At 46.1% G+C, this 21,641-nt stretch carries 20 protein-coding genes; 6 read left to right on the forward strand and 14 right to left on the reverse strand.

What is annotated here, in order from left to right; translation table 11 throughout:
• Window positions 1–21: 21 nt before the first annotated feature.
• Genes ICN39_RS04330 through ICN39_RS04350 form a run of 5 tightly spaced genes read right to left on the reverse strand, consistent with a single transcriptional unit; the run spans window position 22 to window position 4,748 of the window.
• A complete protein-coding gene (locus ICN39_RS04330) occupies window positions 22–819 on the reverse strand; it encodes a ferritin-like domain-containing protein (protein ID WP_216232857.1) in 798 nt (265 codons plus the stop codon).
• A gap of 31 nt (window positions 820–850) precedes the next feature.
• Window positions 851–2,458: a glutamine-hydrolyzing GMP synthase gene (guaA, locus tag ICN39_RS04335; protein WP_216232858.1), complete on the reverse strand. Its 1,608-nt coding sequence runs from the start codon at window positions 2,456–2,458 to the stop codon at window positions 851–853.
• Window positions 2,459–2,483: 25 nt separating this feature from the next.
• Window positions 2,484–3,947 (reverse strand): IMP dehydrogenase, encoded by a 1,464-nt coding sequence (gene guaB, locus ICN39_RS04340; RefSeq protein ID WP_216232859.1) that lies wholly within the window; start codon window positions 3,945–3,947, stop codon window positions 2,484–2,486.
• Window positions 3,948–3,973: 26 nt separating this feature from the next.
• Window positions 3,974–4,324, reverse strand: coding sequence for an RnfH family protein (locus ICN39_RS04345; RefSeq protein ID WP_216232860.1), 351 nt, complete (start codon window positions 4,322–4,324; stop codon window positions 3,974–3,976).
• The gene (locus ICN39_RS04350; protein ID WP_216232861.1) at window positions 4,317–4,748 is read right to left on the reverse strand and encodes a type II toxin-antitoxin system RatA family toxin; all 432 of its coding nucleotides are present in this window, start codon (window positions 4,746–4,748) and stop codon (window positions 4,317–4,319) included. The genes ICN39_RS04345 and ICN39_RS04350 overlap by 8 nt, the downstream gene beginning before the upstream one ends.
• Window positions 4,749–4,773: 25 nt before the next feature.
• Here ICN39_RS04350 and smpB point away from each other — a divergent pair, with 25 nt between their 5' ends.
• From smpB to ICN39_RS04375, 5 genes are all read left to right on the forward strand, one after another.
• The gene (smpB, locus tag ICN39_RS04355) at window positions 4,774–5,226 is read left to right on the forward strand and encodes an SsrA-binding protein SmpB (protein WP_216232862.1); all 453 of its coding nucleotides are present in this window, start codon (window positions 4,774–4,776) and stop codon (window positions 5,224–5,226) included.
• A gap of 132 nt (window positions 5,227–5,358) precedes the next feature.
• Window positions 5,359–6,771, forward strand: a complete 1,413-nt coding sequence (locus ICN39_RS04360) for a circularly permuted type 2 ATP-grasp protein (protein WP_215322276.1) — start codon at window positions 5,359–5,361, stop codon at window positions 6,769–6,771.
• Window positions 6,772–6,787: 16 nt separating this feature from the next.
• Window positions 6,788–7,765 (forward strand): alpha-E domain-containing protein, encoded by a 978-nt coding sequence (locus ICN39_RS04365; RefSeq protein WP_216232863.1) that lies wholly within the window; start codon window positions 6,788–6,790, stop codon window positions 7,763–7,765.
• 12 nt (window positions 7,766–7,777) lie between these two features.
• Window positions 7,778–8,575 carry a transglutaminase family protein gene (locus ICN39_RS04370; RefSeq protein WP_216232864.1) on the forward strand — a complete coding sequence of 266 codons (798 nt, stop codon included), beginning with the start codon at window positions 7,778–7,780 and terminating at the stop codon, window positions 8,573–8,575.
• 53 nt (window positions 8,576–8,628) lie between these two features.
• Window positions 8,629–9,498: a peptidase gene (locus ICN39_RS04375; protein ID WP_216232865.1), complete on the forward strand. Its 870-nt coding sequence runs from the start codon at window positions 8,629–8,631 to the stop codon at window positions 9,496–9,498.
• 89 nt (window positions 9,499–9,587) lie between these two features.
• Here the strand turns inward: ICN39_RS04375 and ppsA are convergent, their stop codons facing one another.
• Window positions 9,588–11,993, reverse strand: coding sequence for a phosphoenolpyruvate synthase (gene ppsA / locus ICN39_RS04380; protein ID WP_255532287.1), 2,406 nt, complete (start codon window positions 11,991–11,993; stop codon window positions 9,588–9,590).
• 106 nt (window positions 11,994–12,099) lie between these two features.
• Here ppsA and ICN39_RS04385 point away from each other — a divergent pair, with 106 nt between their 5' ends.
• Window positions 12,100–12,927 carry a pyruvate, water dikinase regulatory protein gene (locus ICN39_RS04385; protein WP_072583021.1) on the forward strand — a complete coding sequence of 276 codons (828 nt, stop codon included), beginning with the start codon at window positions 12,100–12,102 and terminating at the stop codon, window positions 12,925–12,927.
• Window positions 12,928–12,976: 49 nt separating this feature from the next.
• On the opposite strand, the gene ICN39_RS04390 is transcribed toward ICN39_RS04385, so the two are convergent.
• The 8 genes from ICN39_RS04390 to ICN39_RS04425 form a co-directional block, all read right to left on the reverse strand.
• A complete protein-coding gene (locus ICN39_RS04390) occupies window positions 12,977–15,658 on the reverse strand; it encodes an autotransporter outer membrane beta-barrel domain-containing protein (RefSeq protein WP_216232866.1) in 2,682 nt (893 codons plus the stop codon).
• A gap of 441 nt (window positions 15,659–16,099) precedes the next feature.
• Window positions 16,100–16,924, reverse strand: a complete 825-nt coding sequence (locus ICN39_RS04395; RefSeq protein WP_216232867.1) for an RNA methyltransferase — start codon at window positions 16,922–16,924, stop codon at window positions 16,100–16,102.
• Window positions 16,925–16,927: 3 nt separating this feature from the next.
• Window positions 16,928–17,521, reverse strand: a complete 594-nt coding sequence (gene rnhB / locus ICN39_RS04400; RefSeq protein ID WP_216232868.1) for a ribonuclease HII — start codon at window positions 17,519–17,521, stop codon at window positions 16,928–16,930.
• Window positions 17,518–18,729, reverse strand: coding sequence for a lipid-A-disaccharide synthase (gene lpxB / locus ICN39_RS04405; protein WP_370623688.1), 1,212 nt, complete (start codon window positions 18,727–18,729; stop codon window positions 17,518–17,520). Before lpxB ends, rnhB begins: the two co-directional genes overlap by 4 nt.
• Before the next feature lie 4 nt (window positions 18,730–18,733).
• Window positions 18,734–19,531: an acyl-ACP--UDP-N-acetylglucosamine O-acyltransferase gene (gene lpxA / locus ICN39_RS04410; protein ID WP_216232870.1), complete on the reverse strand. Its 798-nt coding sequence runs from the start codon at window positions 19,529–19,531 to the stop codon at window positions 18,734–18,736.
• Window positions 19,531–19,980 (reverse strand): 3-hydroxyacyl-ACP dehydratase FabZ, encoded by a 450-nt coding sequence (gene fabZ, locus ICN39_RS04415; protein ID WP_072583028.1) that lies wholly within the window; start codon window positions 19,978–19,980, stop codon window positions 19,531–19,533. The genes lpxA and fabZ overlap by 1 nt, the downstream gene beginning before the upstream one ends.
• A 46-nt stretch (window positions 19,981–20,026) precedes the next feature.
• Complete coding sequence (gene lpxD, locus ICN39_RS04420; RefSeq protein WP_216232871.1) at window positions 20,027–21,094, reverse strand: UDP-3-O-(3-hydroxymyristoyl)glucosamine N-acyltransferase; 1,068 nt, start codon at window positions 21,092–21,094, stop codon at window positions 20,027–20,029.
• 5 nt (window positions 21,095–21,099) lie between these two features.
• Window positions 21,100–21,627: an OmpH family outer membrane protein gene (locus tag ICN39_RS04425; RefSeq protein ID WP_216232872.1), complete on the reverse strand. Its 528-nt coding sequence runs from the start codon at window positions 21,625–21,627 to the stop codon at window positions 21,100–21,102.
• Between the last annotated feature and the right edge of the window lie 14 nt (window positions 21,628–21,641).

Genomic DNA, 21,641 nt, shown 5'->3' on the forward strand with positions numbered 1-21,641 from the left:
TAATACCTTCATCTTTATTTACTACGCACCAAGAAGAGTTAACTCTTCAGTTGTAAAGCCAGCTTGCTTGCGGGCCTCCATATTGAATGGGGGCTTTAAAACAGGTGCACGATATTTGGCAGCCAACTCTCTATAAGCGGTGATTGGAGAAATATTATCTTGAGCGCACAAGAAATTAAACCAACGATTGCCAATCAGAACATGGCCAATTTCATCATTGAGGATAATTTCCAGAATCTCGACCGCCCTAGTTTCTTTAATTTGCTTGAAGCGATCACGAATCGCTGGAACTGCGTCTAAGCCTCGAGCCTCCATCGTTCTGGGAACCAATGCCATTCTGGCAATCACAGAATCGATTGTTCGCTCGACCATCTCCCACAAACTATTGTGCGCAGGGAAATCTCCATAAGAAAATCCAAGTGCGTGCAAATGCGCATTCACCAAACTGAAGTGGTAAGCCTCTTCTTTAGCGACCTTCAGCCAATCCTCATAATATTCCTTGGGCATATCTGGGAAGCGCCAGATAGCGTCTAAGGCAAGGTTCATCGCATTAAATTCAATATGCGCAAGTGAATGTAATAAGCCCGCCCTACCTTCAGGCGAATCCATTCTTCTTTTGGGAACCAGTTTAGGAAGTACCAACTCAGGCTTTAATGGGCGACCAGGCAGAGAGACGTCTTGAGCATCAAGCTTACGAGCAATATCCAGCGTAATTTTTTGATTTTGATACTCGGCAAACAAACTGAGTAACTGACTTACCTTGCTTTGAGCATCAGCGCTTGCTAGGATAGCGAGCGCTACTTCGCGTAACTCAAGCATGGCTGTTGGGTAGGCTTAGATCGCCTACTCCTTATTCCCACTCAATCGTTGCGGGCGGTTTTCCGCTGATATCGTACACGACTCGATTGATGCCGCGAACTTCATTGATGATGCGATTAGAAACCTTGCCGAGTAATTCATGCGGCAAGTGAGCCCAATGCGCAGTCATAAAGTCTTGGGTTTGAACTGCCCTGAGAGCAACAACATATTCATATGTTCTGCCGTCGCCCATTACACCAACCGACTTCACGGGCAAGAAAACAGCGAACGCCTGACTAGTAAGGTCATACCAAGATTTTTGACTTGCCTCATCAATTGTATTGCGCAACTCTTCAATGAAAATGGCATCAGCACGCTGCAACAAGCTAGCAAATTCTGCCTTGACTTCACCCAAGATGCGCACTCCAAGACCAGGGCCTGGGAATGGGTGGCGATATACCATCTCACGAGGAAGACCTAAGGCCACTCCAAGCTCGCGGACTTCATCTTTAAATAGTTCGCGCAATGGCTCGAGCAATTTGAGATGCATGTCTTCAGGTAAACCGCCAACGTTATGGTGGCTCTTGATCGTGTGCGCGCCCTTCTTGCCCTTGCCTGCAGACTCAATTACGTCTGGGTAGATCGTTCCCTGTGCAAGCCACATCGCATTCTGAATCTTCCCAGACTCAGCCTGGAAAATTTCTACGAATTCTTTACCGATGATTTTGCGCTTGGCTTCTGGATCAGCTACACCAGCCAACTCGCCCATGAATTTCTCTTTAGCATCAACGCGGATGACCTTCACACCTAAATTACGTGCGAACATTTCCATTACCATGTCGCCTTCATTTAAGCGAAGTAGGCCATGATCCACAAATACGCAGGTGAGCTGATCGCCAATCGCGCGATGGATTAAGGCTGCGGCAACACTAGAGTCAACACCGCCAGACAAGCCTAGAATGACTTCTTCATTGCCGACTTGTTTGCGAATATTCTCAACCGCTTCTGCAATGTAATCACCCATTACCCAATCAGGCTTGCAGCGGCAAATCTCGTGCACAAAGCGCTCAATGATTGCAGTGCCTTGAATGGTATGAGTGACTTCAGGATGGAACTGGAATGCATAGAAGCGACGTTCTTCATCTGCCATGCCCGCAATTGGGCAAGACTCAGTAGAGGCCATCAACTTAAATGCAGGAGGCATTGAGGTGACTGAGTCGCCATGACTCATCCACACCTTCAAAATGCCATGATCCTCGCTAGTGGAGAAGTCCTGAATGCCTTTGAGTAAATTTGTATGCCCATGAGCACGCACTTCAGAGTAACCAAACTCACGCGCCTTCCCTAAAGACTCCGCAGAGGCAACTGCACCACCCAACTGGGTAGCCATGGTTTGCATGCCATAGCAAATACCCAGAACAGGAACGCCAAGCTCAAAAACAATTTGGGGTGCGCGGGGGCTGCCGTCTTCAGTTACTGAACTTGGGCCACCAGAAAGAATGATGCCTTTGCCGCCCCGCTCTTGAATGAACTTGCGAATGAATTCTGGATCGCAATCGTAGGGATGTATTTCTGAATACACGCGTCCATCACGCACACGCCGAGCAATGAGTTGAGTTACTTGTGAACCAAAGTCGAGAATCAGTATTTTGTCGTGCACGAAAGGAACAGCCCTAATTTAAGTCTTAATCAATATGGTAATTTGGCGCTTCTTTAGTAATCTTCACATCATGAACGTGCGACTCACGCACGCCAGCTGAGGTGATTTCTACGAAGTTGGCTTTTTCATGGAGCTCATCAATAGTCTTGCAACCGAGATAACCCATAGAAGAACGAATACCACCAGTGAGCTGATGCAAGATTGCCAACACACTACCTTTGTATGGGACTTGACCCTCAATACCTTCTGGCACTAACTTTTCTGCATTCGCAACAATGTCGCTTTGGAAATAACGATCAGCAGAACCATCGGCCATCGCGCCCAAAGAACCCATGCCGCGATAGCTCTTGTAAGAACGTCCTTGATATAAGAACACTTCGCCTGGAGCCTCTTCGGTTCCAGCAAACATACCGCCCATCATGACTGAACTAGCGCCAGCTGCCAAAGCTTTTGCAACATCGCCGGAGTAACGTATGCCACCATCAGCAATCAATGGAATACCGGTACCCTTAAGTGCAGTTGCTACATTCACAATCGCAGTGATTTGTGGAACGCCGACGCCTGCAACAATACGAGTAGTACAGATTGAACCTGGGCCGATACCTACCTTGACACCATCAGCACCATGATCAGCCAATGCCTTAGCAGCATCGCCAGTAGCAATGTTTCCACCAATCACTTGTACGTGAGGATAGTTTTTCTTAACCCATTTCACGCGATCTAATACGCCTTGGCTATGGCCATGAGCAGTATCAACAACGATCACATCGACGCCAGCGCGCACTAATAGCTCAATACGCTCATCGTTATCAGGACCAACGCCTACTGCTGCGCCGACACGTAACTTACCTTCGCTATCTTTACAAGCATTAGGGTGTTCAGTTGCCTTTAGGATGTCTTTAACAGTAATCAGGCCACGCAATTCGAACTTGTCATTGACAACCAGTACGCGCTCTAAACGATGCTGACTCATCAAACGTTTTGCTTCTTCTAATGAGCAACCTTCTTTCACAGTAATCAGGCGCTCACGAGGAGTCATCTTCGTTTTTACTGGAGCATCTAAATCTTCTTCGAAACGCAAATCGCGATTCGTAATAATGCCGACCACTTCTTTACCAACGAGCACTGGGAATCCTGAGAAACCATGTTCACGAGAAAGCTGAATTACCTGACGCAAAGTGACATCTGGACTAATCGTGATCGGATCGCGCAGAACACCAGATTCATACCGCTTTACTTTGGCCACTTCACGCGCTTGCTCAGCAGGCTTTAAGTTTTTATGAACGATACCAATACCACCTTCACTAGCCATGGCGATTGCCAAACGACCTTCAGTGACGGTATCCATAGCCGCGGACACCAATGGTGTATTGAGTGAAATATCTCGAGTTAACTTACTTGCCAAGCTGGCATCTCGAGGGAGTACCGATGAATAAGCCGGTACGAGGAGCACATCGTCAAAAGTGAGTGCTTTTTGAATGAGTCGCATGCAAAACCCCTAGTCGCAAAACAAGATTATAGCCTCCTAGCCTTTCTTTTAGCTGCAGCAGCCTGGAATTTGGCATCCTGGTTCTGATTGGCCTTCTTGCGTCGAACTGTTTTAGGGTCAATTAGAAGCGAGGAATAGAGCTCTAGGCGATCTCCAGCATAAATGGGGCTACCCCAATCCTTACGCCTGCCAAAGACCCCGAAGCAGCCTTTTCTGGCTAAAACAGGGTCATCTGGGCCAACTGCGATCCCAGCCCTAATGAGGGCCAAGCCCACTGTAGGCAACTCTTCCGCTGACAGAAGGAGCTTGAATGGCTTCAGCTCTGGCTCACCCTGCCTGGCATCACAGAGCATGAGATCAAGTGAGCGCTCAGCCATAGAGATCCTCGGCACGCTTTACAAAGCAATCAACAAAAGTGCCGGCTATATGGCCAAATACTGGACCAATAATCTTGTCCAGAATGGCGCTCTTAAACTCCCAGTGCAGCTTGAACTCCACCTTACAGGCATCTTCCCGCAGGGGGATAAAGTTCCATTGCCCAGAAAAGTGCCTAAACGGGCCATCTACAAAGACCATATCAATTGTTTCAGGGCGGTGATTCACATTCCGAGTATGAAAATACTGGGTAATGCCCTTGAAATGAATATTGATTTTGGCGTCGAGCACGGTTTCAGTCTGCTCAAAAATTTCTATCCCACCACACCAGGGCAAGAACTCGGGATAGCGGGCGACATCGGTCACCAAGCCATACATACGGTCGGCTGATTGACCAATTAAAACGGTCTTGTAGACGTCTGCCATAATCGTTCTTGAGAGCTAAATAAATATGAGTATCGTCGATAACAAAAAAGCCTTCTTTGATTATTTTATCGAGGAACGCTTTGAGGCAGGGCTTGTGTTGGAAGGTTGGGAAGTGAAAGCCATCCGCGCAGGTCGCGTGCACATCAAAGAAGCGTATGTCGTCATTCGCAAGGCGGAGCTATATTTAATTGGCTGCCATATCACCCCCCTGCTCTCAGCCTCCACCCACATCGTTCCAGACAGTACGCGCACTCGCAAACTCCTTCTGAATGCGATCGAAATTAAAAAACTCATCGGCAAAGTAGAGCAAAAAGGCTACACCCTGGTGCCGCTTAACCTACACTTCTCCAAAGGCAACGTGAAGTGCGAGATTGGTCTGGCCAGAGGTAAAAAGCAGCATGACAAGCGCGCAGCCACCAAAGAACGTGAGTGGGAAGTCCAAAAAGGTCGCATTGCCAGAGGCGATTTAAACGCCTGACCCCATAAAAACTGGGGTAGACTGGCCTGAGGGCAAATATTTAAGCATTTATGCACTTTAATGGTGCATTCCAGCACCAAGCCGCTTCAAATCGTTCCTTCCAGAATTTATAAAGGCATTAGTTTGGTAACTATGAAATTGCCTTTTGACGAAATGCTCGACGCCGCAGGCAAAGCGCGTCCCCACTACCAAATCTTTCACAACTGGCTGAAGCAGCAAAGTGACACCCTCATGGGTCTCAAGCGCGCTGAAGCGGACCTAATCTTTAGACGGGTGGGAATCACCTTTGCCGTCTATGGAGATGACCTGGGGTCAGAAAGAACCATTCCCTTCGATCAAGTGCCGCGCATCTTTACCGCCAAAGAGTGGGAACAACTGGAAGCCGGATTACGTCAACGAGTCAAAGCACTCAATCGCTTCATCTATGACGTGTATCACGACGAAGACATCATTAAAGCAGGCATTGTTCCGGCTGAACAGATTTATAACAACGCACAATACCGCCCTGAGATGCGCAATGTCAGCATACCGCGCGACATTTATGCGCAAATTGCCGGGATCGACATCGTGCGCGCTGGTGAAGGTGAGTTCTATGTATTAGAAGATAACCTTCGCGTTCCATCTGGCGTGTCTTATATGGTTGAAGACCGCAAGATGATGATGCGCCTCTTCCCCGATCTCTTTCAGAAATATCGCATCGCTCCGGTAGAGCATTACCCCGATCTTTTATTAGAATGTCTCAAGTCCGTGAAGCCCGATGACGTTAAAAAACCAAACGTCGTTGTACTAACTCCAGGTATGTATAACTCTGCTTACTTTGAGCACAGCTACCTCGCACAGCAGATGGGTGTTGAGTTAGTGGAAGGCAAAGACTTATTTGTAAAGAATGAGCAAGTCTTTATGCGCACCACTCAAGGACCTGAGCGCGTTGATGTGATCTATCGTCGCGTTGATGATGACTTCTTGGATCCATTGGCATTCCGCTCTGACTCCACTTTAGGTGTTGCGGGGCTCTTATCGGCACACCGCGCTGGTAACGTGACACTGGCAAATGCGATTGGTACCGGTATTGCCGATGACAAATCCATCTACCCATATGTACCCGAGATGATCGAGTTTTATCTTGGTGAGAAACCGATTCTCAATAACGTTCCTACTTTCCAGTGCCGCAAGGCGGATGACTTAGCTTATACATTAGCTAATCTGGATAAGTTGGTGGTGAAGTTGACCCATGGTGCCGGTGGTTACGGCATGTTAGTTGGTCCAGCTTCAACTAAAGCAGAGATTGAAGAATTTAGAACTCACCTTATCGCTAATCCAGATAAATATATTGCCCAACCTACTCTGGCGCTATCCACCTGCCCTACCTTTGTTGAGTCAGGCGTTGCACCAAGACATATCGACTTAAGACCCTTTGTTCTCTCAGGCAAAACGATCAAGATGGTTCCCGGCGGATTGACTAGGGTTGCACTCAAAGAAGGCTCTTTAGTAGTGAACTCCTCCCAAGGTGGCGGAACTAAAGATACTTGGGTATTGGAAGAGTAAGGGAAATAAGAAAAATATGCTAAGTCGTACCGCTGATTGTCTTTATTGGATGGCCCGTTATACCGAGCGCGCAGAGAATACTGCCCGCATGCTGGACGTAAACCATCAAACTTCCCTACTTCCGCAGCCAGCAGAATTTTTAGAGCAGAGCTGGAAAAAACTACTCACGATTTCTAAACTGGAAGAAGCTTTCCTCAGTAAATATGATGTGGTTAATCGCGAGAATGTTTTGGACTTCATGATTTATGAAACCAGTAATCCTTCTAGCATTGTTTCTTGCTTGTTTGCCGCTCGTGAGAATGCCCGCGTTATCCGCGGCAAGATCACTTCCGAAGTTTGGGAAACCCAGAACACCACTTGGCTGGAGCTACAGCGCATCCTCGAAGCAAGACATCAGACCGATCCAAGTCGTTTATTGGAGTGGGTGAAGCACCGCTGCCATCTGTTTAGGGGTGTACTTTATGGAACGATGCTCAAGAATGAATCCTTTGACTTTATCAGCATTGGAACGCTGCTCGAGCGCGCAGATAATACTGCCCGTATTTTGGAGACCAAATATGAAGATCAGGCGGCTTTGAAGATTCTCGGCGCCAAGAAATCCTCAGATGACGGCACTCATGGTGAATTCTTTGACTTCTATCACTGGGCAGCCCTGCTTCGGTCAGTCTCCGCATTTGAAATCTATCGTCAAATCTATTCTGACCAAGTTACACCAAAACAAGTTGCACAACTACTGATCTTCAATAAACAGATGCCGCGCTCCTTAGTGTGCTGCATCAATGAACTCATTCCCCTTATTTCGGAAGTAAAGAATCAACAATCTAAGGAAATAGAACGTTTACTTGGCAAACTCAAGGCTAGCCTAGATTATTCAGACATTGATGAGGTTTTTGAACAAGGCCTAGAAGAATTCATTGAGAGTTTCTTGGAGCGCATCAATCATGTGGCTGATGAGTTCAGTAGCGCCTACCTCATACCACTAGCTGTTGCCTAAGAAATCAACTATATGCATCTTAAAATTCGCCATCGCACGGAATATCGCTACGAAACCCCGGTGCGTTACTCCATTCAAGAGCTGCGCTTGACACCACCCGCTGTTGTAGGGCAGCAGGTCGATAAGTGGAAGATTAGCACCCCAATTAAAGCCTCGAATTCAATAGATACATTCGGTAATGTCTGTAGCGTATTCGTCCAAGAGAGTCCTTACACCTCAATGATGATTGAGGCAGAGGGCGAAGTGCATACACAAGATGCATTTGAATTTATTGATGAGGCTAAAGCAGTTTCGCCCTATTATCTTTTACAGCAAACCAACCTGACCGAGCCAACAGAAGAAATGTTGGAATATTTTTCTTACAGCCTTCCTAAGAAAAATTCTGTCGATCAAGTGCTTAAACTTGCGGAGGCGGTTCAGGGCTTAATTGTGTACTCCCCAGGACAAACTAACTTTGCTACAACAGCCACTCAAGCCTTTGCCATGAAATCTGGCGTATGCCAAGATCATGCGCACATTATGCTCAGCCTCTGTCGCGCCTCACAAATTCCTGCCCGTTATGTCAGCGGCTATTTCTTTGCGGAAGAATCTCCAAACCTTGCCAGTCATGCCTGGATAGACTTTTGTAGTGATATCGAAAAAGGTATTTGGATTAGCGTAGATATCACCCATGCCTGCTTAATCGATTCACGCCATATCCGACTAGCCATTGGTCGCGACTACTACTCAGCGGCTCCCGTAAAGGGAGTGCGCACCGGTGGCGGTGGCGAAGAACTCAGCGCCAACATCTCCATCCAGCAACTAGAGTAAGTCAACCTGCCTTTTAAGAGATAATCTCAGGAAATAATGAAGAGGGTTTAGGTATGACGTATTGCATTGGGCTTTGCCTTAACGATGGTCTTGTGTTTCTATCAGATACGCGCACTAATGCTGGTGTAGACCAAATTGGCACATTTAGAAAAATGACCTTGTTTCAAAACAAGGATCGCTTCTTTACATTAATGAGTGCCGGTAATCTCGCTATTACTCAGTCCGTTAAAGAAATTCTGCTTCAAGGACAGCTTATTAAGGGCAAGAACCTCTGGACAGCTCAAAATTCTTACGAAGCCGTGGTCGTTGTAGGTGATGCAATCAAACAAGTTTATGAACGCGACCATATAGCCCTTGAAAAAGCTGGGCTCGAATTTAATTGCAATATGATTTTTGGTGGCCAAGTGAAAGGTGAAAAACCTCGCTTATTTAATGTTTACTCGGCGGGAAACTTTATTGAAGCCACCCCGGAAACCTGTTACTTCCAGATTGGCGAATCCAAATACGGAAAGCCAATCTTGGACCGCGTACTCAATTTCAATACGCCACTTAACCTGGCAACCAAGTGCGCCCTCATCTCCATGGACTCCACTCTGAAAAGTAATATTTCTGTTGGGTTGCCTCTGGATATGCTGGTTTATGAAAAAAATTCTCTAAAAGCCACTAAGCTAGTTACTCTAGATGATGCAAATCCTTATTTCGCAATGATTCATCAAGCATGGGGCGAGAAGCTGCGCGAGGCTTTTAACTCTATAGCTGAACCAAGTTGGAGCGGTGCAAATAAATCGCGAGACATCTCTACTCCCGCTAAAAAAATGGGGATTGTTCCCATCAATCATCCGCCATCTAAAACAAGAGCCTTAAAGGCTGCAAAAACAACTAAGGCTTCTCCCGTAAGGAAGGTGGCCGTAAAGAAAAAGTAAGTCTCCAATAATGAAGTGCTGGATACATTTACAAACAAAAAGGCCTAGAAAAAATCTAGGCCTTTTGCTTTGCTGCTATCCGCTTTGCTTTAGGCTTTTAAATTCTTACCTAACATTTCCCAAGTAGCTACTACGCTATCTGGATTTAATGAGATTGAGGTAATTCCCTTCTCAACCAACCAACGAGCAAAGTCTGGATGATCTGAAGGGCCTTGACCGCAAATACCAACGTATTTATTTTGCTTACGGCACGCATCAATTGAACGGGCGATCATGAACTCTACCGCTGGATCACGTTCATCAAAGTCGATAGCCAACAATTCCATACCGGAGTCACGATCTAGACCCAAAGTTAATTGAGTCATGTCGTTTGAGCCGATTGAGAAACCATCAAAGTACTCGAGGAACTGATCCGCCAAAATTGCATTGGATGGAATTTCGCACATCATAATCAGACGCAAACCATTGACACCGCGCTTGAGACCAAACTTCTCCATCATATCGATGACGCGCTTAGCCTGATTAATAGTACGTACGAATGGAACCATGATTTCTACGTTATCCAAGCCCATGTCTTCACGAACACGCTTCATAGCTGCGCACTCAAGAGCAAAAGCCTCGCCGAAATCTTCAGATACATAACGTGATGCACCGCGGAAGCCCAACATTGGGTTTTCTTCATCAGGCTCGTAGCGTGATCCACCAATCAACTTCTTATATTCATTGGACTTGAAGTCTGACAAACGAACAATCACTGGCTTTGGATAGAAAGCAGCAGCAATCGTTGCTACACCCTCAACCAACTTATCCTCGTAGAACTGACGTGGGCTAGCATAGCCACGAGCAACGCTCTCCACTGCACGCTTGAGGTCAGGATCAATATTTGGATACTCCAATACAGCACGTGGATGTACACCAATGTAATTATTGATGATGAACTCAAGACGAGCTAAGCCAACACCAGCATTTGGAATCTGACAGAAATCAAATGCCAATTGAGGATTACCGATATTCATGGTGATCTTCACTGGAATCTCCGGCAATACACCACGAGATACTTCAGTGACTTCGGTCTCGATCAAGCCATCATAAATATGACCCTCGTCACCTTCGGCGCATGAAACCGTCACCATCATGCCATCTTGTAAATGCTCAGTTGCATCACCGCAACCAACGACAGCAGGTACGCCTAATTCACGGGCAATAATCGCTGCGTGGCAAGTGCGTCCACCACGATTGGTCACAATCGCAGAAGCACGCTTCATGACTGGCTCCCAATTCGGATCAGTCATATCGGCAACCAATACGTCGCCTGGCTGAACACGATCCATCTCGCTTGGGTCACGAATAATACGCACAGGACCAGCGCCAATCTTTTGACCAATTGCACGGCCTTTTGCCAATACCTTTGAGCTACCTTTTAATTTGTAGCGCATCTCCACTTGACCAGCCGCTTGACTCTTTACAGTCTCAGGACGTGCTTGCAGAATATAGATGCGGCCATCTTGACCATCTTTACCCCACTCGATATCCATTGGACGACCGTAGTGCTTCTCAATGATCACCGCATATTTAGCCAACTCAGTGATATCGGCATCCTCCAAAGAGAAGCGGTTGCGCTTTTCTGGGGTGACATCAACAGTTTGTACTTTTTCTGCAGAGCCTTTAGGGGCAAATTGCATCTGAATTAACTTGGAACCCAAGGAGCGGCGAATAATTGCCTTCTTATCTTGAGCTAAGGTGGTTTTGAAAACATAAAACTCGTCCGGATTCACTGCGCCCTGCACTACAGTCTCGCCCAAGCCATAGCTTGAGGTAATGAAAACAACATCCTCAAATCCAGACTCGGTATCCAGAGTAAACATTACGCCAGCAGCTCCCAAGTCAGAACGTACCATGCGCTGAATACCGGCAGATAAGGCTACTTCAGCGTGGGCAAAGCCTTTGTGAACACGATAAGAGATCGCACGATCGTTATACAAAGAAGCAAATACTTCACGAATCTTCTTCAAAACATCATCAATACCCTCGACGTTCAAGAAAGTTTCTTGCTGACCAGCAAAAGAAGCGTCTGGTAAGTCTTCAGCAGTAGCTGATGAACGTACCGCAAATGAACCTTTACCGGAATCATCTAATACTGCAAATGCCTTACGAATTTCTTCGTCCAACTTTGGCTGAAATGGCGCGGTTTCGATCCAGTTACGGATTTCCGCACCAGCTTGCGCCAATGCACGCACATCATCAATATTCAAACCTTCTAAACGCTGCTGAATGCGCTCAGTCAGATTGTTGTGCTTTAGAAAGTCACGGAATGCTAATGCAGTAGTTGCAAAACCCGTAGGAACACGAACCCCAGTAGACGCTAACTGAGAAATCATCTCCCCTAATGAGGCATTCTTACCGCCGACTGATTCAACATCAGTCATTCGGAGTTGTTCAAAAGGCAAAACATAGGCATCAGCCATACTGCTATTTTGTTGCTGTTGGTTGGACATAAAATACTCTCAAAAGATAAGGAAACTAGTCTAGCGGCCACCCTAAATGGGGCATGCTTTAATATGATTCTATTGTAGTGCTGACCCTGACTTTTGAGCTAAATCCATGTCTAACGAAACCCGCATTGTTTTTATTGTCTCTGACGGTACCGGCATTACCGCCGAGAACTTCAGCCAGTCGATTTTGGCGCAATTTGAGGCCACTTTTAAGCATATTCGAGTACCTTTTGTAGATAGCGTGGATAAAGCGCACGATGCCGTTAGCAGCGTCAACCAGGCAGCCGCTAAATATGGGGTGCAACCCATCGTTTTCACCACTTTGGTGAACTCTGAGCTCAATGCGATCGTGGCCAAGGCAAATGGACTGATTTTGGACATGTTCCAGACCTTCGTGGCCCCTTTGGAAGAAGCTTTAGGCATGAAATCCACCCATGCCATGAACCGCCTTCACCATAATGCCGATACCGAGGCCTATAAGAACCGGATTGAGGCAATCAACTATTCCCTGGCCCACGACGATGGTCAGTCCAATCAAAACCTAGCTGAAGCCGACGTTATCCTCATAGGAATCTCCCGGGTTGGCAAGACACCAACCAGCCTTTACCTAGCAATGCAGTATGGGCTCAAGGCGGCAAACTACCCCCTCATTCCAGAAGACTTTGAACGAGGACAGCTCCCGAAAGATCTTGTGCCTTACCGTCAAAAAATCTTTGGCTTAATGATTGATGCTGAACGACTCTCAGAGATTCGTAATGAGCGCAGACCTGGTAGTAACTACGCCAAGCTCGAAAACTGTCGTTATGAAATCAATGAAGCAACGGCGATGATGAAAAAGCAATCCATCCCATGGGTGCTCACTACCAGCAAATCCATTGAAGAGATTGCAACCACAGTACTACAGGCAATTAAGTCAGATAAAACAATACTGGGGTAAAGAAGTATTGCGTAATGTCTGCTTTTGGGCCTTAGCAGGCAGTCGGCAATTACATGCCAATCGTATAAGTCGCCATTACAGTGGTTGTGGATACTGCTTGGAACGGCTCCTGCCTATAAATACCGGTTACTCCGAGTCGCTGGTTCTTGGCCACATCATAGTAAGCACCCAACATCGCAGTAGGTCTTGTCTTCACAGGAGTGGCATTGAAGTTTATTGGCGTCAGGCCACTAAATCCAGTGGCTGAGTAAGTGCCATTAGCTGTGTTGGCATCTGTTTCAACACCAACGCTACCAAAGGCCCCTGCTTGAGAAACAAACTTATAGGAAGCACCGAGGCCTGCTAATGCAGTCGTAGCATTCGTATTAAGCGCTGAGTAAGTTAGTGGCGCAGTGACTGTCGCACTAGCGCCTTCGGTATAGCCACCCATATTGTTTTGTGTGTAGCGAATGCCAACGTATGGAGCAACGATTACGTTTTCCACAACCCCAAAACCATATTTAGCTGTTACTTGTGCGCCTTGGCTATTTAGTTGGGATGAACCAATACCCGGCTCTGAAGTATTAACCACTTGCCTTGAGATGGTAGCGTTCTTTTGGCCATAAGCTGCAGAGATCTTCACTTCGGTGCCCGTACCATCTACACGTCCATTCCAAACGCCAAACAGACCAATCAACGGAGTGTTGTTGCCAAGGCTAACTGTTGACCCGGCATTATTTACCGAAAGATTCTGGTCAACATATGCGCCGATGTGATAGTTTTGATGAGGCCGATAGGCTGCAATCAATAAACCACTCATGTTATTCAGACCATTGGCAGCAGAAACGGCAGTGTTGCGACCGCCCACTGAGATACAGATACTGTTAGCACCAAACTGATTGCAGTCATACGAGAAACTATTTGCAAGAACAGAGTTCTGCAAGGCATAAGTGTTCTGCAAGGTGGCTGCCGTATTTATAAGAGACTGCTGAGTATCGATTAAATTTACAGGTGCAGATAAAACATCCAGATTCCAAATGCCACTAGTAGGGTCTATTTGAGTAAGTACATATGTATAGCCATTTGATGCACCAGTTACCCGAGAACCAACAGCATTATTAAGATTGCTTGCCGAGAAGCCCTGAAGAACGCCCGAATAAATATGATTTAACGTTGCATAAGAGCCAGCAGCAATACTAAAAGTGGTTGCGCCAGACAATCCAGAACCAACCAATTGTCCATAATGGGTTTGGCTAGCTAAGAAGATGCTGTAATTTGTCGGCAATGCGCCGCCATAAGTTAACGCAGTGGTTACAGGAGAATTGCCGTTGCCCCCCTGGGCGTTAGTGAGGCTAGTAATAATGCCAGCACTTTCGTTATAGATTCCATATCCACCAATACCGCTCGAGATTGAGCCCATATTGGTTAACGTGTTGATGGTACCCGTACTAGCATTATAAATTCCATATCCGCCATCGCCACTAGCTATAGTGCCCGTATTAATTAATGTGGTTATTGAACTACCATTGCCATTATTAATAATCCCATACCCAGCAGTCCCGCTCGTAATGGAGCCTGTATTTATCAAAGAGTTAATGCTGCTGAAGTTCAGAATTCCAGCGGCAGAATTTATAGTATCGCTATTGCCAACAATGATGGAGCCTGCATTATTCAGCGTATTGATGTCACCTTGATTGCTGATGCCAATTGAATTTCCCACGCCCGTCACGATTGAGCCTGAATTAGTTAACGTATCCATACTACCGTTATTAATGATTCCATAGCCATTATTGCCAGGCACTATTGAGCCTGTATTGACTAAGGTTGTAATTGCGCTACCGGTCTCGTTAAAAATACCGGTCGCAGTATCAGGGCCGCTAATTGTGCCCGCATTGGTTAAGGTGGTAATGGTGCTATTGCCGACGTTATAAATTCCAATCCCGCTGGCCCCACTTGTGATTGAACCAAAGTTATTAATAGCGCCAATAACCCCGCCACTATTTATAATTCCGTTTGCCCCAGCTATAACACCTGAATTATTGATTACGGATATTTGGCCGTAGTTTGCAATGCCGCTGCCGGTGCTGGAGCTGATGACTCCAGTTTGGTAATTAGTAATAGTTCCAATAACAGAATTTAATCCATTAAAGATACCGCTCGATGCCACAAACTCTCCAGGATTTAGAGTCCCACTCATCGTTCCAAAATTATTTAAAACATTAATGGCTCCCAAGTTTTCAACACCATAATAAAGGCCGCTAATGGAGCCTCCCTTGCCATTGGATAAAACATTAAACTGCCCCTGAAAGTTGACAATACCTGCGTTGTCTTTGCCATCATCGATAGTATTGGTAGCGGCTATCGATCCTAAATTCATTAGACCCAAAGATGAACCTGCGTTATTGTAAAAACCAGACCAGCTACCATTGATAGCTCCGCTAGCTCCATTAATAAACACATTATTAGAGCCGAGGTTATTTAGGCCAATCGTACTTGCACTAAAGCTGTCAATTAACCCTAAATTATTCAATGCCGCATTTGATGCGCTAACGCTAACTGCCGTCTGAGTTACACCAGATACGGTGACGCCATTATTAATCGCTGTGCTAACGGCGGCATCAATAGTTAAATCAGAGCAATCAGAGCTAATTACTGCACTATTAGCAATGCAAGTAGCTCCATTTGCGAACACAGGTACGGTTGCGCTTAATACTAATACGAGCGGGAATAAATAATTCGATATCTTTTTCACTTACTAAAAACCTTTACAAATAAATTCCACATAACACTATATTTAATGAAATACCTTGATCGTTTGCGCCATGAGAATTAGGCCAAGCTGGATTGACTGAAGTCGCAGGTAACGCGTAAGAACACTGCATTCGCTCCCCAGCTAGTATTAGCAAGTCTACTCCAGCCATTAGCCTCATATTGGGAAAATAAATTTAATTGGAATTATTTTGGAGTCCTAATGAAGGTTGCCTAATTTCCTGTCTCATATCTAGGAATTTCGCAAAAATTAACGGGCTAATTAGAGCCCCTGTATCTTTTGAAGCAATTAACGAGGCACTAAATTAAAGTAGCATTGACCTTCTAGAAGTGAATTAGCAGTTTAAGGCCTTAAAAAAACTACATCCACCCCCATAAGCGTCTTCTGCTAACCGAAAGCAGACCATCAAGAAAAGACTGCTAGCTAACCACGTCTCGTCCGCAGAGTCTCGAATAGACATACAGCCGCTGCAGTAGATACATTGAGAGATTCCACTCTTGGATCAATCTGTATTGATACCCCTTTGGCTTGAGCAAGCAAATCATCTGATACACCCTGCCCTTCACTACCCATTACCCAAGCAACTGGGTGCAGTAGCTCTTTTTTAAGAGAGTAAAGATCTTGCTCTGCATCTGCTGTAGCAGCAAGTAATGGCGCCGTGACTGCACTCAGTAATTGTTGGTTAGACCAGCCCTCATATAAATCTAGAAGTTTGTGAGCGCCCATACCTGCACGTAATACTTTTGCAGACCACAAATGGGCGCAACCAGATAAAGCGATCACTTGAGTAAATCCTGCTGCAGCAGCAGTTCGCAATATAGAGCCAACGTTACCCGCATCCTGCACCCTATCCAATATCACTACATCACCCTCTAAGGTTGCAATAGATTGAGGTGTTGCGAGCGTGGATTTTGGAAGATCAAGCAAGCCTGCAATATGCGGCGCATTCACTAAATCAGAAAGCAAGTCCCAGAGTGCGCTATCCAACTGGAATACCTTAGTCTCAGGACATATTTCGAGATGTTCGTAGACGGCTTGTGAGATCTCTACATTCTTCAAACCAACCTCTGAAGTGAGCAATGTCTTCAAGGCTGGATCACCTATCCAAGTTTGGACTAGATGAATGCCCTCCAATAAAGCTTGGCCGCTAGCAAGTCTAGCCTTTTGCCCTTTAGAACCTGTGGCCTGCAGGTTGCGAATCTCCTTAAACAGCGGATTTTCTTTGGAGGTAATAAGATCAAAGTTCATAGCTTAGTGGTTTTGGTTTTCTAGAACTCGGCGCACCGGTGAAAAGCTTCTTCTGTGTTGATCGCATGCGCCGTATTGTTTAAGGGCCGCAAAGTGGGCTTCTGTTGGATAACCCATATGCTGTGCGAAGCCGTATTCTGGATGGCGCTCATGCAATATTTGCATCTGGCGGTCACGCGTCACTTTGGCGACTATCGATGCCGCTGAAATTGCAGGCTCCTTAGCGTCACCCTTCACAATCGCTTCTGCAGCAATTGGCAACTCTGGGCAACGATTGCCATCAATCAATGCTTTATCAGGCCAAGTGCCTAAGCGAATTGTGAGATCTTCGATTGCCCTGCGCATTGCCAACATGGTAGCCTGCAAAATATTAATGCTATCAATTTCTGCTGGACTGGCTTCACCAACACCCCAAGCTTTTGCCTTTTCCATGATCTGCTCATAGAGATATTCGCGTCGAACAGCGGTTAACTTCTTAGAATCCTTTAAACCTTCTATCGGATTATCGGGATCAAGAACTACGGCACCAGCAACCACCGCACCAACTAGTGGTCCGCGCCCTGCTTCATCCACACCACAGACCCAAATCAGACTCATACACTTGTTTTATTCTTGCGTTGATTGGTAATCGTTTGTGCTATTGCTTGCGCAACCAATAAACCAGTGGGACGACGTAAAGTTTCATGCATCTGCGCAAAACGCTCTTTTAGTTTGGCAACCTTAGTTGGGTGCTCTAACCAAGCTTGTACAGCATCAGCTAATTTTTCTGGAGTGGCATCATCTTGTAGGAGCTCGGGTACAACAAACTCGCCGCACAAGATGTTTGGCAGACCTACATAAGGCATGTAGCCTTGGCGTTTCATGATCTGCGCAGTCAACCAAGGCACCTTATAAGAAATCACCATGGGCTTTTTCCATAGGGCGGCTTGTAAGGTAGCTGTGCCGCTTGCAATCAACACTACATCTGAAGCTTCTAGCACTTCATCAGCCATGCCATCTAGCAGATGAATCTGAATATCAGGATTACTATTTTTTGTCTTGAGTAAAAGCTGCTCAAGAGGCTCACGTAATCGTGGAGTTGCCACCGGAATTAAGAAATGGAGCTTCTGACCTTTTAATCTCTCCGCCAATAACTGCATCGTTTCAAAAAAGACGGGGGCTATGAGCTCAATCTCTGATCCACGGCTTCCAGGTAAGACAGCAATTACTAATCCTTCAAGTGAAGTAGTGGGAATTTTGAGGTGTTTACTTAATTTTTCTCGCGCTTGCTGAATATTAGGTTCAAGCGGAATCTCGCTGGCCAAGGGATGCCCCACATAAGTGGACGCCACACCAGCTTTGTCATAGATTTCTGTTTCGAAGGGAAAGATGCAAAGCATACGTTCCACTGCTTGGGAAATCTTCTTGATGCGCCCTGCTCGCCAAGCCCAAATAGAAGGAGAAACCAAATGCAAAGTCGGAATACCCGCTTTACGTAATTGCAACTCAACACCCAAATTAAAGTCAGGCGCATCAATTCCTAGATAAACATCTGGGCGGCCTTCATTGAGGAGGTTTTGAATTAGCTCTTTACGAAGTTTCAGAATGGCTGGAAGCTGCTTAATAGCCTCTACATAACCTCGCACACTTAAGGTTTCCATGGGCCAATTGGAGCGCATGCCCTCGGCTTGCATGCGAGGACCGCCGATTCCATAAACCTCAAGACCGGCCATATCCGGTATTTGATTTAGCGCACTAAGTACTGGCGCCGCTAATAAATCGCCAGAAGGTTCGCCAGCTACACAAGCTAACTTTGGCAAAGTGATTCCGTTACCGAATAATGCCGCGCGTTGATGCGGCAATAAAGTCATGGAACTGCGCGAGCCTCTCAGCTGTAGCTGCATCTGCTGTAGAAGCAACAACCATCTTCTGAATCTCTACTTTGGCATCTTCAAAACTGAGGCCATCCTTATAAAGTACTTTATAAGCTTGACGCAAGGCAGAGATAGTTTCACTTGAGAAACCACGGCGCTTTAAACCTTCTACATTAATACCATGAGGAGAAGCTTTGTCTCCTGCAGCAATAACGAATGGCGGGATATCTTGCACTAAGGCAGATGCACCACCCAGCATAGCATGCTGACCAATACGAACAAATTGATGCACACCAGACATGCCGCCCATAATTGCCCAGTCTTCAACTTGCACGTGGCCCGCTATTTGGGCATTACTTGAGAAGATTGTGTGATTACCGACCTGACAGTCATGAGCAATATGCACATAAGCCATGATCCAGTTGTCATTACCGATGCGAGTAATGCCTTCGTCTTGCGCTGTACCCGTATGAATCGTCGTGAACTCACGAACAGTATTGCGATCACCAATAATCAACTGAGTTGGCTCACCACGGTATTTCATATCCTGCGGCGGACCACCAATGGCTGCAAAGTGGGCAAAGGTATTTTGTGCACCGATAGTGGTGTAACCCTCAATCACCGTATGAGAGCCTACTTTAGTACCAGCGCCAATCTTGACGTTAGGGCCAATGACTGAATATGGACCAACCTCAACATCACTAGCCAGCTCAGCCTTACTGTCAACTACAGCAGATACATGAATCCGAGTCATTACGCGCCTTTCGTACGAACCGCACAAGTAATATTGGCTTCTGCTGCAATCTCACCATCCACGGTTGCCTTAACGGCAAACTTGTAAATACCAGCACGACCGCGCTCTAATGTGGCAGTCATGATTAACTGATCGCCAGGTAACACAGGCTTTTTAAAGCGCGCGCCATCAATACCAGCAAAGTAATAAATTGCATCTTCCGCACGCTCTTCGGAGAAAGTGAGCAATGCAGCTGTTTGAGCTAAAGCTTCAATAATCAATACACCAGGCATTACCGGGAAATCTGGGAAATGGCCCTGAAAGAAAGGCTCATTCATAGTGACGTTTTTTAATGCAGTAATACTCTCACGTGGCGTAATTTCCAATACGCGGTCTACCAATAGGAATGGGTAACGATGCGGTAGCAATTGAAGAATCTTATTGATGTCGATTGCTATTGGTGTGCTCATAAATGACCCGCTAAAAAGTAAATAATAATTTTGGTTTTACAGAATCTCAAGACTCTGTGTTTTTGTTTTTATCTAACAAGCGCAAGCGCTGACGTATTTTATCCAGCCCACGCAAAATGGCAGCATTTTTCTCCCAAGCGCCGTGGAGCATTGATGGATAAACACCTGTGTAATGCTGCCCAGGCTCCGCAATAGATCGAATAATGGAGGTATTACCAGAAACTGTCGTTCTGTCAGCAATCGTGAGATGACCAGCAAAGTTTGCTGCGCCACCAATGATGCAGAAATTACCAATCTTGGTGCTACCAGAGATTGCGGCACATCCTGCAACGACACAGCAATTTCCAATCACGACGTTATGCGCTATTTGCACTTGATTATCAATCTTGGTTCCGGAGCCAATCACGGTGTCACTCATCGCACCACGATCAATCGTGGTTGAGGCGCCAATCTCAACATCATTGCCAATCGCCACTCGACCTGTCTGCGGAATCTTGACCCACTCTCCACCGGTAGCAGAAAAATCAGGAGCAAAACCAAATCCATCTGCGCCGATGACTGCGCCGCTATGAATAATGCAGCGCTCACCAATCTGAGTGTTGTAATAAATAGAAACGGATGGATAAATCAGCGTATCGCTTGCAATAAAGCTATCCCTAGCAATGCTGGAATTTCCTAAAACAGCAACGCGCTCGCCGAGCTTTACACCAGCACCAATTTGCACAAATGGGCCAATATGGCAGGAAGATGGAATACTTGCAGTGGAATCGATGACTGCACTAGGATGAATTCCGGGGGCATAGCTTGGACTACCCGCTTTTGCAAAGTGCTGCGCCATTCTGGCAAAAGTGGCGTATGGATTTTTAGAAACAAAGTACACCCGCTTTGCGGAATTTGCACTTGGATTAGCCTGCAAAAACTCTAAATCAGACTTGCCAACAATCAAGGCGCCAGCAGCACTGTCGCTAGCTTGCTGTCTGTAAAGCGGATTGGAAAGGAAGGATATCTGATCTGACCGAGCCCGCTCTAAGGGAGCAAGGCCAGTAAATCCGTGGGAAGCCTCCCCCACCAAGCTTGCTTGAAACTGTTCGGCCAGCTCAATGGCGGTCGGCATAAAGCTTACTTCTGGCTATTTAAAGCCTTGATAACATCATCGGTTACATCTGCCTTAGGGCTGACATAAGCTGCTTCTTGAACAATGACATCAATTTTTCTTTGTTCCGCAATTTGCTTCAACACTGCATTTGCTTTTTCCGCAATCTTGGCGCGCTCTTCGAAAGTACGCTGATTGAGATCTTCAGTAAATTCGCGTTGCTTACGTTGCAGTTCACGATCCTGGTCAGCCAACTCACGTTGACGACGAACACGCTCAGCTTCGTTCATCACAGCAGCATCACGATCTAACTTCTCAGCAGCTGATTTAATTTTTTGAGCGCTGTCACGCAAGTCGTTTTGGCGCTTAGTAAATTCGTTTTGCAAGCGAGTTTGCATTGCTTTAGCCAGATTGGACTCGTTGAAGACTTTCTCAGAGTTCACAACAGCAACGCGCGTTCCTGCATCTTGAGCAAAAACTTGAGGGGCTGCGATTACTGTCATTGCAGCAATCACGCCAACTTGAATCCATTTAGAAGATTGATAAAGCTTCATAAAACTTTCCTTAA

This window comes from Polynucleobacter sp. AP-Reno-20A-A9 (genome assembly GCF_018882085.1).
Taxonomy (GTDB): domain Bacteria; phylum Pseudomonadota; class Gammaproteobacteria; order Burkholderiales; family Burkholderiaceae; genus Polynucleobacter.

Coding starts and splice junctions, on each gene's coding strand:
- ICN39_RS04330 (WP_216232857.1), bottom strand. CDS start 819: ATGCTTGAGTTACGCGAAGTAGCGCTCGCTATCCTAGCAAGCGCTGAT.
- guaB (WP_216232859.1), bottom strand. CDS start 3,947: ATGCGACTCATTCAAAAAGCACTCACTTTTGACGATGTGCTCCTCGTA.
- ICN39_RS04345 (WP_216232860.1), bottom strand. CDS start 4,324: ATGGCTGAGCGCTCACTTGATCTCATGCTCTGTGATGCCAGGCAGGGT.
- ICN39_RS04350 (WP_216232861.1), bottom strand. CDS start 4,748: ATGGCAGACGTCTACAAGACCGTTTTAATTGGTCAATCAGCCGACCGT.
- smpB (WP_216232862.1), top strand. CDS start 4,774: ATGAGTATCGTCGATAACAAAAAAGCCTTCTTTGATTATTTTATCGAG.
- ICN39_RS04360 (WP_215322276.1), top strand. CDS start 5,359: ATGAAATTGCCTTTTGACGAAATGCTCGACGCCGCAGGCAAAGCGCGT.
- ICN39_RS04365 (WP_216232863.1), top strand. CDS start 6,788: ATGCTAAGTCGTACCGCTGATTGTCTTTATTGGATGGCCCGTTATACC.
- ICN39_RS04370 (WP_216232864.1), top strand. CDS start 7,778: ATGCATCTTAAAATTCGCCATCGCACGGAATATCGCTACGAAACCCCG.
- ICN39_RS04375 (WP_216232865.1), top strand. CDS start 8,629: ATGACGTATTGCATTGGGCTTTGCCTTAACGATGGTCTTGTGTTTCTA.
- ppsA (WP_255532287.1), bottom strand. CDS start 11,993: ATGTCCAACCAACAGCAACAAAATAGCAGTATGGCTGATGCCTATGTT.
- ICN39_RS04385 (WP_072583021.1), top strand. CDS start 12,100: ATGTCTAACGAAACCCGCATTGTTTTTATTGTCTCTGACGGTACCGGC.
- ICN39_RS04395 (WP_216232867.1), bottom strand. CDS start 16,924: ATGAACTTTGATCTTATTACCTCCAAAGAAAATCCGCTGTTTAAGGAG.
- rnhB (WP_216232868.1), bottom strand. CDS start 17,521: ATGAGTCTGATTTGGGTCTGTGGTGTGGATGAAGCAGGGCGCGGACCA.
- lpxA (WP_216232870.1), bottom strand. CDS start 19,531: ATGACTCGGATTCATGTATCTGCTGTAGTTGACAGTAAGGCTGAGCTG.
- fabZ (WP_072583028.1), bottom strand. CDS start 19,980: ATGAGCACACCAATAGCAATCGACATCAATAAGATTCTTCAATTGCTA.
- lpxD (WP_216232871.1), bottom strand. CDS start 21,094: ATGCCGACCGCCATTGAGCTGGCCGAACAGTTTCAAGCAAGCTTGGTG.
- ICN39_RS04425 (WP_216232872.1), bottom strand. CDS start 21,627: ATGAAGCTTTATCAATCTTCTAAATGGATTCAAGTTGGCGTGATTGCT.